General features: G+C 63.3%; 14 protein-coding genes and 2 tRNA genes. 1 reads left to right on the top strand and 15 read right to left on the bottom strand.

The window, feature by feature from the left end; translation table 11 throughout:
- Positions 1–44: 44 nt before the first annotated feature.
- The 14 genes from Q7W82_RS15465 to uvrB all read right to left on the bottom strand — a co-directional run bounded on the left by Q7W82_RS15465 (position 45) and on the right by uvrB (position 13,905).
- Positions 45–2,516: a VirB4 family type IV secretion/conjugal transfer ATPase gene (locus Q7W82_RS15465; protein ID WP_242160803.1), complete on the bottom strand. Its 2,472-nt coding sequence runs from the start codon at positions 2,514–2,516 to the stop codon at positions 45–47.
- Between the two features lie 166 nt (positions 2,517–2,682).
- Entirely contained in the window at positions 2,683–2,994 is a 312-nt protein-coding gene (locus Q7W82_RS15470) for a VirB3 family type IV secretion system protein (RefSeq protein ID WP_242160804.1), read from the bottom strand.
- Positions 2,987–3,382: a TrbC/VirB2 family protein gene (locus tag Q7W82_RS15475; protein WP_242160805.1), complete on the bottom strand. Its 396-nt coding sequence runs from the start codon at positions 3,380–3,382 to the stop codon at positions 2,987–2,989. Before Q7W82_RS15475 ends, Q7W82_RS15470 begins: the two co-directional genes overlap by 8 nt.
- A gap of 73 nt (positions 3,383–3,455) precedes the next feature.
- A complete protein-coding gene (locus Q7W82_RS15480) occupies positions 3,456–4,328 on the bottom strand; it encodes a lytic transglycosylase domain-containing protein (protein ID WP_311195512.1) in 873 nt (290 codons plus the stop codon).
- Between the two features lie 146 nt (positions 4,329–4,474).
- A complete protein-coding gene (virB11, locus tag Q7W82_RS15485) occupies positions 4,475–5,518 on the bottom strand; it encodes a P-type DNA transfer ATPase VirB11 (protein WP_160945925.1) in 1,044 nt (347 codons plus the stop codon).
- A gap of 19 nt (positions 5,519–5,537) precedes the next feature.
- A complete protein-coding gene (locus Q7W82_RS15490; RefSeq protein ID WP_242160806.1) occupies positions 5,538–6,719 on the bottom strand; it encodes a TrbI/VirB10 family protein in 1,182 nt (393 codons plus the stop codon).
- Positions 6,716–7,477, bottom strand: coding sequence for a TrbG/VirB9 family P-type conjugative transfer protein (locus Q7W82_RS15495; RefSeq protein ID WP_242160807.1), 762 nt, complete (start codon positions 7,475–7,477; stop codon positions 6,716–6,718). Before Q7W82_RS15495 ends, Q7W82_RS15490 begins: the two co-directional genes overlap by 4 nt.
- The gene (locus tag Q7W82_RS15500; RefSeq protein WP_242160808.1) at positions 7,474–8,484 is read right to left on the bottom strand and encodes a type IV secretion system protein; all 1,011 of its coding nucleotides are present in this window, start codon (positions 8,482–8,484) and stop codon (positions 7,474–7,476) included. Before Q7W82_RS15500 ends, Q7W82_RS15495 begins: the two co-directional genes overlap by 4 nt.
- 61 nt (positions 8,485–8,545) lie before the next feature.
- Entirely contained in the window at positions 8,546–8,968 is a 423-nt protein-coding gene (locus Q7W82_RS15505) for a toxin co-regulated pilus biosynthesis Q family protein (RefSeq protein WP_242160809.1), read from the bottom strand.
- An 11-nt stretch (positions 8,969–8,979) separates the two neighbouring features.
- A complete protein-coding gene (locus tag Q7W82_RS15510) occupies positions 8,980–9,198 on the bottom strand; it encodes a hypothetical protein (RefSeq protein ID WP_242160810.1) in 219 nt (72 codons plus the stop codon).
- Between the two features lie 170 nt (positions 9,199–9,368).
- A complete protein-coding gene (locus Q7W82_RS15515) occupies positions 9,369–11,042 on the bottom strand; it encodes a type IV secretory system conjugative DNA transfer family protein (protein ID WP_242160811.1) in 1,674 nt (557 codons plus the stop codon).
- A gap of 242 nt (positions 11,043–11,284) precedes the next feature.
- Positions 11,285–11,542: a hypothetical protein gene (locus Q7W82_RS15520; protein WP_260115048.1), complete on the bottom strand. Its 258-nt coding sequence runs from the start codon at positions 11,540–11,542 to the stop codon at positions 11,285–11,287.
- Positions 11,543–11,701: 159 nt separating this feature from the next.
- Positions 11,702–11,776, bottom strand: a tRNA-Val gene (locus Q7W82_RS15525).
- Positions 11,777–11,874: 98 nt separating this feature from the next.
- Complete coding sequence (gene uvrB / locus Q7W82_RS15530; RefSeq protein ID WP_242160813.1) at positions 11,875–13,905, bottom strand: excinuclease ABC subunit UvrB; 2,031 nt, start codon at positions 13,903–13,905, stop codon at positions 11,875–11,877.
- A 147-nt stretch (positions 13,906–14,052) separates the two neighbouring features.
- Between uvrB and Q7W82_RS15535 the strand changes: the two genes are divergently transcribed.
- Complete coding sequence (locus tag Q7W82_RS15535; RefSeq protein ID WP_242160814.1) at positions 14,053–14,589, top strand: Tfp pilus assembly protein FimT/FimU; 537 nt, start codon at positions 14,053–14,055, stop codon at positions 14,587–14,589.
- A gap of 44 nt (positions 14,590–14,633) precedes the next feature.
- Here the strand turns inward: Q7W82_RS15535 and Q7W82_RS15540 are convergent.
- Positions 14,634–14,710 (bottom strand) — tRNA-Asn (locus Q7W82_RS15540).
- Positions 14,711–14,735 lie beyond the last annotated feature (25 nt).

The following is a 14,735-nucleotide window of genomic DNA, read 5'->3' on the forward strand; positions in this document are numbered from 1 at the left end:
TAAGAGCTTTGAGAACACTGCCATGGATGACCCGGGCAACGCAGTCAGCTGACCGCCGCCGCCCCCCGATTATCCGAAGACACCGACCTCGCCGGGCCCGCTTTTCCGGAACCCTTGCGCCGTGCATAGAACTCGCTCAACCACTGTTCGGGCGTCAGATCGTCCGGCGCGACGCCGTACTCCTTGGCCTTGCGCTCCAACACCTGGTGCATGATCTCGATATTGTCGGTCGACGCCGAGATGACCGACAGCGCATCGTCCATGCCGCGCAGATTGAGCTGGCACACCGACGACCCGTGGCCCTGCTTGACCAGGAAGCAACGCGAGCGCTCGTCCAGGCTGACCACCACCTGGTACTCGGCCTCGGTGAGCTTGAGGCCGTCCATGTAGTCTTCCTTGCTGGCGTTGGGATTGGGCAGCAGGATCATGGTCGCGGTCTGTTCGACCAGCGCCGCGGAGATGTCGCTGGCGAGCGCATCTTCCGGGCTCTGGGTGGCGAAGATGCCCAGGCCGTTCTGCTTTCGGATGGTCTTCTGCTTGTTCTTGGCGAACTCCTTCAGGCCACCCTTGCCGTCAAGGATCTTCCAGAACTCGTCCATCACGTAGATCAGCGGCCGGCCGTCGATCAGGGCCTCCAGCCTATGCAGCAGGTAGTTGATGACCGGAACGCGCACTTCCGGGTTGTCGATGACGTCGGTGTAGTCGAAGCCGATGATGCTGGCCTTTTCCAGGTCGATCGTATCGACCGGATTGTCGAACACCCAGCCATGCGAGTTGCCGGCGGTCCACTTGCGCATGCGTGCGTACAGGCCGTCGTCACCCATGTTGGGCAGGCTCTTGCGGAAATTGGTCATGCTGCGCAGGTGCATCGGCGTATCCAGCATGCCTTCCACGCCGCGGAAGATATCCTCCTCCTCGCGCGAGGTGTACTCGACTTTGCCGGCCAGGACCTTGATGAGGTCGGCCAGGAACTGCACGTTCGCCTCGGTGCGCTCGCATTGAAACGGGTTGAAGCCGGTGGGCTTGCCGTTTTCCAGCGCCAGGTAGTTGCCACCGCAGGCGCGCACGAAGATCTCGGCACCGCGATCCTTGTCGAAGAAGAAGATGGTCGGGATCGGATCGAACTTCTGCACCTGGCTGAGCAGGAAGTTGATCAACGCGGTCTTACCGGTACCCGACTTGCCGATCACCATGGTGTTGGCAATCGCCTTTTCGCCCAGCGAGTTCTCCGCCGGATGCGTGGCGTGGAAATTGAAGTAGTACGGCTGGCCGTTGGTGGTCTGCAGGGTGGTGACGCACTCGCCCCACGGATTGTTTTCGCGCTTGCCCTGAGCGAAGTTGTGCAGCGGCGACAGGCCAAGGAAGTTCAGCGAGCTGACACTGGCGATCCGCGTGCGGTAGCGCCAGTTGCCTGGCAACTGGGCATAGAAGGAGGACGCGACCGCCAGATCCTCCTTGGTCGAGACGAAACCGGCGTTGGACAACTCCGCGCGCGTGGTGGCCACCTGCTGCGCAAGCTTTTCCTGGGTATCGGCGTAGACCGCGATGGTGAAGTGGTACTCGCCCAGCACGAAATTGCCCGACGACAGCTGGTCCATCGCCAGGTCCAGCTCGTGGATCTGGCTCACCGCCTTGTCGCCGGAGGACACCATCATGCCCTTGGTGCGGTCGAGCACCTTCAGCGCATCGTGCCGGCCCATCGGGCTGAAGGAGTGGGTCACCACGTACTCGAAGTCGAGATACTTCAAGCCATTGAGAATGCCGGGATAGGTTCCGTCGGTGTATTCCTTGATGTTCAGAATGGCACCGAAGTGATTGATGCCCTCGGGCGTCTTGATCACGAAGTCGCCGGTCTTGTTGGCGAACATGTGCTTGCTGACCGGCAGATAGGCGGGCACCGGGGCCTGCAACACGGGCACCGGCTCGTCGATGCGGTTGATCAGATAGCCGAAGAACTCCAGCGCCTCGGAGAACACCACGCCATTGCTGGCCTCGTACATGCTCAACCGGTAGGGCGAATAGTCCTTCAGCACGGCTTCGACGTTGCCGGCGAGCTCGAGCACCTTGGCGATCGCCTGGTCCTGCTCGGACTGCAACTGCGGAATGCTCGACGACTTGTCCATGAGACGCTTACCCGTCACCACGGGGCGATAGATCATGGTCATGTACAGCTCGTTCTGCATGATCTTCTGCGAGGACAAGGTGCCGTAGTACTGGTCCGACAGGTCCTGGTTGAACGCCTGCTTGAACTTGCCGGAGGTCTTGATGCGGCGGCGGCGGCGCACGTCGTGCACCCAGAACGCCACATTGGCGAAATCGGGGGCGCGCAGCGTCTGCAGCATGCGATTGAAGGTGTTGTGCCGGTGTTCGATCTCCCACTCTTCGCGGCCCACGAACGGAAGCCCGCCCAGGTGCCAGACCAGCATGAAATCTCCTCCCGTCGTCTTCAGCACGGACGGCGCCACATGCGTGGAGATGGAGATGAACTCGCTGATCGAAGTATCCGGGATGAACATAGGGGAATAACTCAGAATCCGTTTCGTCTTGCCAAGGCCCGGTGCGCATGCACCGGGAACCGCCGACCGCGCTCGTAGCTGCAACGCGCCGACACGAAAAACCGAACAACCCCATGCACGACTTCAGCGTCGTGCATGGGGCCGAGACCCGGTGCCCGGTTCCAAGCTAGCGCTTGGCACCCGGCACGTCTTTCCTGTACTCATTCGGCGAGAACACCCACATGCCGGAATAACGCTGCAGGTTGCGCACGCGCATCCTCATCATCCAGCGCAACCCCAACATGCGGAAGATCATCTCGTCCCGCTTGGTCATCTGCTGCATGACGAAGACGATGACGGGAATGAGCAGCAGCAGCCACATATCAAAATAGATACCCATCAGGAAGCCGCCGCCCGCACCGATGAAGAACGGGATGTACGGCACCCCGAAGAACATCGCCGGCCGGGTGCAGCCCCGGAAAAGTACGTTCTTATGCATAGTGCAGGACGTGCTGGATCATCTGAATCGCGGCGGTGGCCTTGCACTCCGTCTGGCCGGTATCGCCGATCAGCATCTTGGCCAGCTGACCCGCCGCGCCGATCAGCACGCCACCCAGCAGCACCGGCGCCACTTCGGCAACGCGCTTGTGCGCGAACGCGATCTGGTAGCCGGCGAAGACGACCGCGATGGTTACCACGACGACCGAGGCCATGTTCAGGATGTTGTTGGTCTTGCCGAGGAAGCCGCACACCTTCTGGTCGGCGCCGGCATAGTCCTGCGCCATCGCAAAGCTCGACGCGAGCAGAGCCACGGTGAACAACGCCGCCTGCAGCGCCGCCTTACCGACGACCTTGGCGTTCGACTTCAACTGATTGTTCTTGAACATCGTGAGTATCTCCTTGACTGGAAAACAGGGGGTGATCAAAAAGCCACTTGCATGGCCGCGCTACTGCATCTGGCTAGAATACGAAGGCCCCGTCGCCAGACGTCGGCGGCGGCGTACTTGAGCCAGGAACGGCCGCTCCCGCCACGGCCTGGGGCGCGTGTGCGGCAACGTGCGGAGCTGGGGGCGCCCCGCCACCTGCAGGAACCGCCACTCCTTTGCCGGCGCCTGTAGGTCGTATCACATAGAGATCAGCATCTGTCGCTGTCGGCTGTGCCGTCGCGGCCGCCACTGCGCCAGCGGTCTGCGGCGCCGGCGCCGCAACGGCAGCTTGGGGACGCATCGATGGCTGGCCTTGCGCAGCGAGCCCGTTGGCAAGTCGATCGGCCGCCGAGTCGATGCGCCGCGACACGATCGAATCGACTTCGCGCACCGCTGCGGCCTTCGCCGAATCGGTGACCATGCGCCGCACGCCGCCCGCCGGGATCACCGGGATCGCGCCCGCGGTGGACACGGCAAGCGCCCTGCCCTGATTGATTGACGCATAGACCTTCTGCACGTAGCCGTGCCGATACCCGGTCTCGAAGTTGCCGGAGTAGTAGCAACTGAACGACTTGCCCCAGTTGCCACCGGAACGGCTGTAGCACTCGGCCAGGATCCTGGACGCGGCCTGCAGATTCGGACAGGTCTTGAACGCCTTTTCGTAGGTATCCAGACCGTACTTGATCAGGTTGTAGCGGTTGACCTGGCCCAGGCCAAGGGAAAAATTGTAGCCCTTCTCCTCCAGCATCCGCGCCGTGGCGACGGCCTCGGACAGGTTCTGCGGCTGGCGCACCAGGCGCCCACCAACCACCCCGATCGCGAACGGATTGTGCGACGACTCGACGCGCACAACGTGCTGCATGACTTCAGCCGGAACCGCCATTTCGGGACAGCTCAGTAGTTCCATGCCTGGCAACATGCCGTGGTTACTCCTTATGCATCGGCGTCGTGGTCAATCGCCCAGAACGCCGCAGATGTCGCAAATCAATCGTGTTGGAAGAAAAATTCAAAGTCAATTGGCGGATTTCCGCCTTGTCACTTCAATGAACATATTCACCCTCCACCCGAATGCGTGCGCTCCGGATCGAAATCGATACCGGTGATATAGCGCCGGCCCGCGTGCGATTTGATATGGACAACGATGTCGATGGTCATCATCAGCAAGCGCTTGATGACGGCGAACTCCAGACCCGACCCTTCGGCCGAAGCCTTGACCATCAGCGCCAACTGGTCCCAGGTCTGCCCGATGCTGCCAGCATGGCAACTGGTGATGGAACCCGGATGACCGGAGGCGCAGTTGCGAATGAAGTAGAACGACTCGTCGCCGCGCAGCTCGGCCAGGATGATGCGGTCAGGCTTCATGCGCAGGCAGGCTTCCATGCAGCTCTTCGCGGTGACATTGCTCGTGCTTTGTCCACCTTTCGAATAGAGCAAATGCACGGAATTGGGCTGACTGATGAAGAGTTCGCGTGCATCCTCGATCGTCACCAGCCGCTCTTCGTGCGGGATGTGATTCACCAACGATTTCATGAAGGTGGTCTTGCCGCTACCGGTGGCACCGGCGACGACGATGTTCTTCTTGAACAGCACCGCCTTCTTGAAGAATTCAGCGTAATCGCGCTGCCGCCGCAACTCGAGCAGTTCGCGGTCCTGCTCGCTGAGTCCCGACTGCACTTCCAGGATCTCCTGGAAGAAACCGTCTTCCTTGTACTGCTCCAGCGTCTTGGTGTGCTTGGACGGCAGTCGGATGGTGATGGACACCTTGCCGGCGTCGCACGCCGGCGGGATCACGAACTGCGCGCGCTGCCCGGTGGGAAAGGTCAGCGACACCACCGGATCGGCATCGGTGATGCGCTGGCCGGTATTGCTCTCGTTGACCACCGCCGTGCAGAACTGCCGCGCGCGGTCGAAGGTCAGCGACGGAATGTCCATCCGCTGCCAGCCACGCAGGGTCTCCAGGTACAACTCGCCGGGACGGTTGATGCAGATTTCCGTCACTTCCGGCGAGTTCAGGTATTCCAGGATGCCCAGCACCGAGTACTGGTAATCCAGGAAATCCGTGGAGATCTGCGCGGTCGGGGAGTCGTCGAACGTCACGTCGCTGTCTCGTTCTCGGTCAACGCGGCAACACGGCCGTGAAGTCGACGTCCTTGGCCACGTAGACGTTCACGATGGTGCCCTGGTTGATGGTCACGGTGGCGGGACGGCGACGATCCAGTGCCTGGTCGGCCAGACGCTGGATGGACTGCGCCGTGTTGCTCTCGAACGGCTGCTCGGTGACGATGCCGGAATTGAGGCCGGTGGTGGTGGTCTTCGGACCGTGCTCGGCCGCCGCCCACTTGAAGGCGTCGCTGAGCATGCTGATCATCAGCGCGGACGAAATGCGGCTCGCCCAGTGCGCGTTGTACTGGCCCGGATGGCCGGCGCTGCCGAGATTGTCGACACCAGGACCGATCAGGGTGACATCGATGCCGGTCGGGGTGGTGATGCGATCCCAGACGACCTGCATGCGCGGGCCGGTCGGCTCCGCGGAACCGTACTGGCCGAGGATCTTCGATCCCTTCGGCAGCAACAGGCGGCGGCCGTTGATGGAGTAGACCGGCTCGGTGATGATGCAGGAGGTGAAGCCCGGGAAATCGGTGATGATCCGGGTCTCCAGCACGCAGCGGATGTAAGTACCGCGCACCAGCAGACCGTCCGGGTTGGCGATCGGCTTGGCGGAGGTCTCCTGATCCTGCTGCTGCGGCGCACCGCCGCCCTGCTCCTGCCCTGGCAGCATGCCACCAAGTCCCTGGCCACCGGCATCCTGCTGCAGGCCGGCCATGCGCCGCTCCAGCAAGGACGGCCCACGCTCCTGCCGCGGCGCGGACTGCATCTGCGCATCGGTATCGGTCGGCATCGGCGGCAACGGCGGCAGACTCGGCTGCTCGGCCAGCGGCACCGGCTCGGCCGGCTGCACCGGCGGCGGCGCCGCGGTCTGCGGCAACGCAGGCGCGACCACCGCTTCCTGACGCGGCTTCGGCGCTGGCTCGGGTGTGCTGCTGCCGCTCACCAGCCAGAAGATCGCCAGGATCAGCAGCGCCGCGATACCGGCCAGGAACACCAGCGCCTTGCGATTGAGCTTCTTCAGGTCGCTGGAGCGCAGCACCGGCTCATTGGCGTCCAGATCCGGATCGGCAGTCTGCTGCTGGCGCGCGAAATAGGGATTCTCGCGCGGCGCATCGTCCGCATTCGGATTGCGCGGCTGACCGTGATCGCGGCCGTAGTTTTCGTCAGACGGAGGTAGATTCGAGTTCACTTTTGCTTGTTCCTACGCAAGCCGACAACATTCTTGCCGTGGCGGATGACCAGGAAGGGATAGGTCCCGTGGACAATCAGGGTATTGCCCTCGACTGTGGTGTTGACCAGGAAATCCTCATCGCTTTCCTTCTCGCGGCCGAACACGGCCGGGAAATTGCCTGTCGGGAAACGCGTCAGATCCATTTTGATATAGGTGAACTTGCCATCGTCGTAGACGCTGCTCGGCACGATCCACATTTGCTTGGAGCGCGTGGAATAGTCGTAGTCGAAGTAGTAATGACGATCCTTGGTCAGGCGCGTGTCGAGCTGCGACTGATCCTTCACCTCATCGCTCGCGGCGGCGAAGCTGGTGTCCTTCGGATAGGTGAAGGTCACCTTGTACTGCACGCCGGCCTGCTTGGCCTGCTCCAGCCGCTGCCAATCCGTGGCCACCACCTTCAGTTCCAGGATGTAGGAATGGGTGGCGGTGCGGATCATCATGTTGGTGTCGACGTCGACGTTCTTCGGCTTCAGATAGAAGACGTTCTCGCGACGGCTGAGTTCCCAGCCACTGGTGAAACCGGTGCTGTAATCGAGGATCTTCTCGTTCGGGCTCAGTTCGATCTGGGTGGTGATGCCCAGGCCGGTACGCACCTGATAGATCTTGTCAGGCTCGTACTCGTACTGCTGGACCACCTGGGCCGACGCGATCGGCGCGAACAGGCCCAGAGCCAGCAACGCACTATGCGCCGCACCGGTTTTCGTCAGGAAACTCATCGAACGTTCGCTCCATTACCATTGTGCTGAGGTGCAACGTTGGGTGCAGGGGGCGCAGTAGCGGGCTGCGTCCCTGGATAGACCGGCGCGCCGCCCGGGCTGGCCATCGGCGCCTGCTGCGGGACCGGCATCGTGCCGCCAGCGCCCGGCGCCATCGGCTGGGCCGGCATCTGCTGCATCGGCACTTGTCCTGCAGCTCCCGGCATCTGCGCGGCCGCCGGCTGCTGAACCGCGCCAGCGGCAGGCGTCTGTACGGCGGACGATGGCGGAACCGGCATGGCCGAGTAGTCGTTGTCGACCCGGTAATCGGTCACCTGGAACCCGAGCGGATTCTGCACCCGCAGTTCGTCTTCCATGGCCAGGTTGCTGTTGTAACGGAAGCCCATGATGGCGAACTTGTTGTCGAGCAGCGTGGACTGCCCGGTCTTCTTGTCGTAGATGCTGCGCTGGAAGCGCACGTTCGCACCGTTGTAGGGCTTGCCGCCGCCACCGAGCAGCGAGATGCTCAGGATCTTGACCCGAATCGAGCGTGCCTTGCCGTAGGTGTAGTACGGCGCCGACGGATTGTTCGGCGCGTGCAGATTGAAATACTCGGCCCCTACCGAGGTATTGCGCGGCGCCATCGAGAACACCGTATTCCAGTCGTTGAGCCCCATCATCTCCGAGTCGTAGGACTCACGCGCAGTGATGAAGCGCGCCACGTTGCTCCTGGCCAAGGCTTCGCTGTTGGTGACACTCTGCACATCGCCGCTGTTGCGCAGCACCGAGATCGTGGACGTGCCGGTGTACGCATCCGCCATCACCAGATACGGCACTTTCTCCTTCAACGGCAGCATGTAGTAATACCCGCCGCCGAGCAGCAGGCACATGATGATGGCGGCGAACGCGATCCACCACGCACGGCGCTCGCTGCGGCGCGCCAGATCAGCGATGCTGATTTCGTAATTGACCGCCTTCGCTACCGCTTTGTTGACGTTTTCGCTTTCGACCGGCTTTTTACCGAACATCAGACTTCACCAGGTTTCGTAATGTGGCTGCCGGCGTGCAGCATGCACGCCGACGGTGACGTCACTTCGTGCTGCCGCTTGCCGCCGGCGCACCGCTCACCGACGACGACGGCTGCACCAGGATGCGATTTCCCGCGGCAGTCACGCTCAGCCCTTCCTGCGCATAGACCACGCTCAGTTCGGCGACCGCCTGCTGGATGCTGGTGGTGTTGATCTTGGCGACCGGCGCATACAGCGTGTAGTCGGACTGGATGCCGTAGGACAGCTGCATGTTCGAGTCCTTGGCCCAGCGCTCGAGCATCGTCTTCAGCGTGCCGTCCATCGGGATCGCCTGGTACACGTAAGACGAGTACAGCGGGATCTCCATGGTCGACTCGGAGAAACGATTGACCGGCTTCCACTTGCCACGGAAGTCGGGCGCGGGCCTGGTTGCACAGGCGCTCAACAGCGCGACGGCACTCAACGTAGCGATCAGCCGAAACATATGCGTTCTTTTCACGCGAGCCTCTGAATTGCGGAAACGTATTGAGAGCGGGCGGCGCGCAAGCGGCCCACTGCTGGATGGCGAAGTTCGACGCGACGACGCGACACGCGCGTCGCGAGGAGGAAGGCACCGGAAACGGCGCAGGCGCAGATCCACGGCAGGCGACGGAAGACGTCCGAAGCCGCGCGATCAGCGCCGATGAAAACGGAATTTGACAGCAAACCTTCCATGTCACCCCTTACGTGCGCCTGTTCGACCCACGCCCCTGTTCCTGTTTTGTTACCAACGCACCGCCATGCTCGCGAGAATGTGCCGCAGGGGCCAGTCCACGTCAAGCATTTGGCAAAAAAACGTTCAATTGATGACTAAGCCCAAAAAATAGGTGTTTTTCGTCACATTTTTAGACCGACAGCGTCGGAATGTCGACTTTCGGACGCAGCCGCGCAGTGAAGTGGCGATCCTTGTAGTACTTGATCTTGTCGCACTTCACCGGATGCGGAATGCCCTCGTACAAGAACACTTCCTGGTCGTTCCCCATCGCCTTCAACTCTTGCGGCAGCATCAGCGCCCGCTTCTCCTCCGACACGCTCCGGGTCACATCCTTGCCGCGCGTGACGTTCTTCTTGCGGAAAGTGGTGTAGCCGAGCATCTCGGAGTAGTCATTGGCATCCTGCTGCTCGCGCGGAGCGTAGAGAATCTGCAGTGCATGATTCGTGATGATGGTCCGCGAGATGTCCTTGCCATAGGTGGCATCGAGCTGTGCCATGCTCTGGATGATCGGCAGAAGGCGGACATTGTAGCCAGCCATATATGACACTGCCGAGGCGATGATGTCGACCTTGCCGATCGCGGTGAACTCGTCCATCAGCAGCAGGCACTGGTACTTCAAGGCCGGATTGCTCTTGGGCAGCTCCTTGGTGTTGAGGTTGATGATCTGGCTGAAGAACAGGTTGATGATCAGGCGGCTCTCGGCCAGCTTGTTGGGCTGGATGCCGATGTAGATCGTCATCTTCTTCTTGCGCAGGTCGGTCAGCAGGAAATCGTTGTCGCTGGTGGCCGCGTCCAGCACCGGGTTGATCCAGGCGTTGAGCGGCTCCTTGAGCGTGCCCATGATCGAGGCGAAGGTCTCGTCCGCCTGCGACAGCAGGTTGGAGAACGCCGACTTGGCGTTGCCGCTGAGGAAGCGCCGCTCCGACAGCGACTTCAGGTACTTCTTCAGGTCGGTGCCGTCGCCGGAAGACAGGCGGTAGATCGCGCCCAGCGTCGGCGTGCCGAGACCGCCGGGGAAGCCGATGTTGCGCTCGTCGTCCCAGTTCTCGAACAGGTACAGCGAGAACGCCATGAACGCGTTGCGCGCCTGGCTGACCCAGAACTTCTGGTCGTCGGAGCCGTCCGGATACAGCATGGCGGCGATGCTCATCAGGTCCGAGACGCGGAACGCCGGGTCGTCGGAGACGTAGCTGAGCGGATTCCAGCGATGCGTGCGGCGGTCCTCGGCGAAGGGATTGAACAGGAACACCTCCTGGCCCTGGCTGGCGCGCCAGCCGCTGGTCAGATCGAAGTTCTCCTGCTTGATGTCCAGGACCACCACCGATTCCTGGTACTCGAGCAGGTTCGGAATGACCACGCCGACGCCCTTGCCCGACCGGGTCGGGGCCGCCAGGATCACGAACTGCTGGCCGCTGAGGCGCACCAGCTTGCCGCGGAACTTGCCGACCACGATGCCGTCGCCGCTGGTCTTGAACAGCCCGTGCCTGGACAGGTCGGCCGCGCCGGCGAAACGCGCGTCGCCGTGCAGGCTGCGCTTGGCCGGCTTGAACATCAGCACCAGGATCAGCAGCGCCACGAGGCCGGGCAAGCCGAAGCCGAGGTAGCCGGCCCACTTGATCTTGCCGACGTAGGGGGCCACCTCCGGCAAGCCGATGGCGTGCACGTACTGGTAGTAGGTGCCAAGCCCGAACATCCGCGTGTCCAGCTTCAGCAGCAGCAGGACCAGGTAGCCGGACAGGAAGTAGCCGCAGACGGCCGTGAGCACGACGACGAACGCCGCCGCAACGAGTTTACGATTCGACAAGCCCTATCCTCCCTGATCCATCTGGCGAATATTCTAGAGCGAGTTCCGCGCTTTGCGACGGGCCACGTCGGCGGCCCGTGCGACGAGATGGAGCGCCTGCAAGCGCGGCGGCCGAAGACGGCGCAAGGCAGGCACGCGACCCACCCCCAGCACGATGACCCGATGGCCAAGCCCATGGCACCGGCCCGCCTCGCCCGGTCGTCCAGGCGGGCCCGCACCTCCCTTGACCCGTATGGCGCGTTCTAGCGACGCTGCCGCGTGCTCGGCTTGTGCCGCGACGGTTTCCTTTCCGCGCTGACCGCATCCCGATCGCGCTCGACCAGGGTATCCAGGAAGACCCGTGCCTCGTCCCAGGACATGTCGTGCGGATCCACGCGCGCACCGCCGTCGGTGGTGACCGTATAGCCCACCACGTTGGCCGGGCTGTATTCCGGCTCCCGGGTCAACGCCACGAGCTGGTAGCGTCCTTTGACTTGCACCGTATGATGGTATTCCACCATGCGCCTGGCCTCCTCGCCTGATCGTCCGCTCGGATGCTAAAGCAAGCGTGGCTGCGCGGCCAGCGACGTCCTGCGGGGCGTCGTCGGCAGCCGCAGCGCGGACACAAAAAAGCCGGCTTCCGCCGGCTTCGTCGTTTCCACGCACGCCTTTTCGCGTCGTGGTGGGCGGTACAGGGTTCGAACCTGTGACCCCTACCATGTCAAGGTAGTGCTCTACCGCTGAGCTAACCGCCCCTCTCTGCCGCGGCACACCGCTGCAGGGGCGCGAATCTTAGCCCACCTGACGGACAAGAACAATACCCACCGCGTTGTCGGCCACCGCGGCGGCCTGCCTAGCCGACCAGGCTGGCATCGCGCAGCCTCTTGATCTGGTCGCGCACCCGTGCCGCGTCCTCGAACTCCAGGTCGCGCGCGTGCTGGTACATCTCCTGCTCCAGGGCCTTGAGCCGCGCGGCGATCTCCGCCGGCGCCAGCGTCCGGTAATCGGCCGGCTCCTCCGCCACCCGGCGCGCCTTGCCCTTGCCTTTGCCCTTGCCGGACTTGGCCTCGGTCACGTCGTCGCGTGCGCCTTCCAGGATATCCACGATCGGGCGCGCCACCGACTTCGGGGTGATTCCGTGCGCCAGGTTGTATTCCACCTGCTTCTCGCGGCGGCGCCCGGTCTCGTCGATCGCGGCCTGCATCGAACGCGTCATCTTGTCCGCATACAGAATGGCCTTGCCGCGCAGGTTGCGTGCGGCGCGGCCGATGGTCTGGATCAGCGAGCCGGTGGAGCGCAGGAAGCCCTCCTTGTCGGCGTCCAGGATCGCGACCAGCGAGACCTCGGGCATGTCCAGGCCCTCGCGCAGCAGGTTGATGCCGACCAGCACGTCGAACTTGCCCAGGCGCAGGTCGCGGATGATCTCCACGCGCTCAACCGTGTCGATGTCCGAGTGCAGGTAGCGCACCTTCACCCCGTGCTCGCCCAGGTACTCGGTGAGGTTCTCGGCCATGCGCTTGGTCAGCGTGGTGACCAGGACGCGGTCGCCATCGGCCACGCGCAGGTTGATCTCCGACAGCAGGTCGTCGACCTGGGTGGCCACCGGGCGGATCTCCACCTCCGGGTCGATCAGGCCGGTCGGGCGCACCACCAGTTCGGTGATCTCTCCGGCCGACTCGCGCAACTCGTAGGGACCCGGCGTGGCCGACACGTAGATGCTGCGCGGCGAGCGCGCCTCCCATTCCTCGAAGCGCAGCGGCCGGTTGTCCAGCGCCGACGGCAGGCGGAAGCCGAACTCCACCAGGGTCTCCTTGCGCGAACGGTCGCCTTTGTACATCGCGCCGATCTGCGGCACGGTGACGTGCGACTCGTCCACCACCAGCAAGGCGTCCGGCGGCAGGTAGTCGAACAGGGTCGGCGGCGGCTCGCCCGGCGCCTTGCCGGTGAGATGCCGCGAGTAGTTCTCGATGCCGTTGCAGAAGCCGACCTCGGCCATCATTTCCAGGTCGAACTGGGTGCGCTGCGCCAGCCGCTGCGCCTCGACCAGCTTGTTCTGCGCGTACAGCTGCTCGAGCCGGTCCTTCAGTTCCAGCTTGATCGTGTCCACTGCGCTGAGGGTGCGCTCGCGGGTGGTGGCGTAGTGGGTCTTGGGGTAGATGGTGTAGCGCTGCAGCTTGCGCAGGGTCTCGCCGGTCAGCGGATCGAACAGGGTCAGCTGCTCCACATCGCCGTCGAACAGTTCGATGCGCAGGGCTTCGCTGTCGGATTCGGCCGGGAACACATCGATGACCTCGCCGCGCACGCGGAAGCTGCCGCGGTGCAGCTCATACTCGTTGCGGGTGTACTGCAGATCGGTCAGGTGGCGGATCAGCTGGCGCTGCTCCACGTGCTCGCCGATCGACAGGATCAGCCGCAGCGACAGGTAGTCCTCCGGGGCACCGAGGCCATAGATGGCCGAGACCGTGGCCACCACCAGCGCGTCGCGCCGCGACAGCAGGGTCTTGGTTGCGGCCAGGCGCATCTGTTCGATGTGCTCGTTGATCGAACTGTCCTTCTCGATGAAGGTGTCCGAGGACGGCACATAGGCCTCGGGCTGGTAGTAGTCGTAGTAGCTGACGAAGTACTCCACCGCGTTGTTGGGGAAGAACGCCTTGAACTCGCCGTACAGCTGCGCCGCCAGGGTCTTGTTCGGCGCCATCACCAGGGTGGGCTTCTGGATCGCCTGGACCACGTTGGCGATGGTGTAGGTCTTGCCCGACCCGGTCACGCCGAGCAGGGTCTGCTTGGCCAGTCCGGCCTCGAAACCGGCCACCAGCTTCTCGATCGCCTGCGGCTGGTCGCCGGCCGGCGAATACGGCGATACGAGTTGGAAACGGTCGGACATGCACAAGCCTCAAGGTGAAGAGCGAGACCGACCGTGTCGGCCGACCCCGCGCCGGGGAGATTTCCTACATGGGAACGCACAACCCCCTCATTCAAGCCCTGCCGCCCCGCCGCGAGACTGGCGACCTCGCACCGGGAGACGACGGACATGCGGAACGCTGCGCTGAAAGGCTACACACTGCTCGAGGCAATGATCGTGATGGTGGTGATCTGCCTGCTCGCCGGCTTGGGCCTGCCGGCATTCCGGGAGCTGCTGGCGAACCAGCGCCTGACGGCGGCGACCCACCAGCTCAGCGCGCACTTCGCGCTGGCGCGCAGCAGCGCCATCAGTTCCGGCATCCCCGTCAGCGCCTGTCCGTCCAACGGCGACGGCAGTTGCCGCAGCGACAGCGACTGGAGCCACGGCTGGCTGGTGTTCCGCGACCCGGAGCGGCTAGGCCAGCCCACCACGCCGGACAGCATCCTCAGCGAAGGCAGCGCACCGGGAGCCGGCACCCTGGTGCTGCGCTCCAATCGCGGCCGACCCTCGATCCGCTTCCTGCCCGATGGACGCAGCGCCGGCAGCAATCTGACCGTCAGCATCTGCGAGCGGGGCCAGCTGCGCGCGGCGGTGGTGGTGAACAACACCGGACGCATCCGCGCACGAAAGGCGACCGACCCCATGCCCTGCCGGATCCCTGACTGACGCGCAAAAGCAAAGGCCGCGATTGCTCGCGGCCTTTGCGGATTTGGCGCCCGAAGTTGGACTCGAACCAACGACCCCCTGATTAACAGTCAAGTGCTCTAACCGGCTGAGCTATTCGGGCGGGGAGGCGCATTGTATAGAGGCCC

Source organism: Xanthomonas indica (assembly GCF_040529045.1).
Taxonomy (GTDB): Bacteria; Pseudomonadota; Gammaproteobacteria; order Xanthomonadales; family Xanthomonadaceae; genus Xanthomonas_A; species Xanthomonas_A indica.